Below are 613 nucleotides of genomic sequence, written 5' to 3' on the forward strand. Positions count from 1 at the left end.
TCTTACATTGAGTCCAGATTTTGCAATAACCTTTCCCTGTTTTATATCATATATTGTTATTCCTAATGCATTTCCAATTCCCCTTGCAATACAAAGGGCAATCTTTTTCTTGCATATTTTCGTTCTTTAGTATAGCTTCTTCCTTTATATTGCTTATAAATGCCACTTCAACAAGGCACACACGGGTAGTACGGATCTTGTGTGTTTCAAAACATAAAAATTTCTAGTTTTAACCCCTCTATTTCTAAATCCCATCTTATCCACAAGTTCCTTTAATATTTGTTCTGCAATACTTTTAGCAGGACTCCTTAAGCTATAACAATATACTTCACTCCCACTAGCATTTTTATCTGCAGCACTATTACAATGTATACTTATAAAATAATCAGCACCTATAGAATTTGCAAAATCCACCCTATTTTTCAAACTCTCTCTTGAATTCCTGGCAGGGTTTTTCATCCTTTTCTCTTGTTAAGACTCATCAATTCCATTAATTTTAGTATCTCTGCTAACTTTAATGAAATTGATAAATTTACATCCTTTTCCATTAACAAAGTTGGTCCAACAGCACCTGAATCAAATCCTCCATGACCAGGGTCTATACATATCTTCA

General features: G+C 33.3%; 2 protein-coding genes. Both read right to left on the reverse strand.

The window, feature by feature from the left end; genetic code table 11:
* Positions 1-153: 153 nt before the first annotated feature.
* Positions 154-459, reverse strand: a complete 306-nt coding sequence (locus tag TCEL_RS12645) for an N-acetylmuramoyl-L-alanine amidase family protein (protein WP_018656597.1) — start codon at positions 457-459, stop codon at positions 154-156.
* Positions 456-608 (reverse strand): N-acetylmuramoyl-L-alanine amidase family protein, encoded by a 153-nt coding sequence (locus tag TCEL_RS14345; protein WP_423219067.1) that lies wholly within the window; start codon positions 606-608, stop codon positions 456-458. Before TCEL_RS14345 ends, TCEL_RS12645 begins: the two co-directional genes overlap by 4 nt.
* Positions 609-613 lie beyond the last annotated feature (5 nt).

It is taken from the genome of Thermobrachium celere DSM 8682 (genome assembly GCF_000430995.1).
In the GTDB taxonomy this organism is placed as follows: domain Bacteria; phylum Bacillota; class Clostridia; order Clostridiales; family Caloramatoraceae; genus Thermobrachium; species Thermobrachium celere.

Bases quoted from the DNA above. Each gene is read 5' to 3' on its own strand.
- TCEL_RS12645 (WP_018656597.1), bottom strand. From the start codon at position 459: ATGAAAAACCCTGCCAGGAATTCAAGAGAGAGTTTGAAAAATAGGGTG.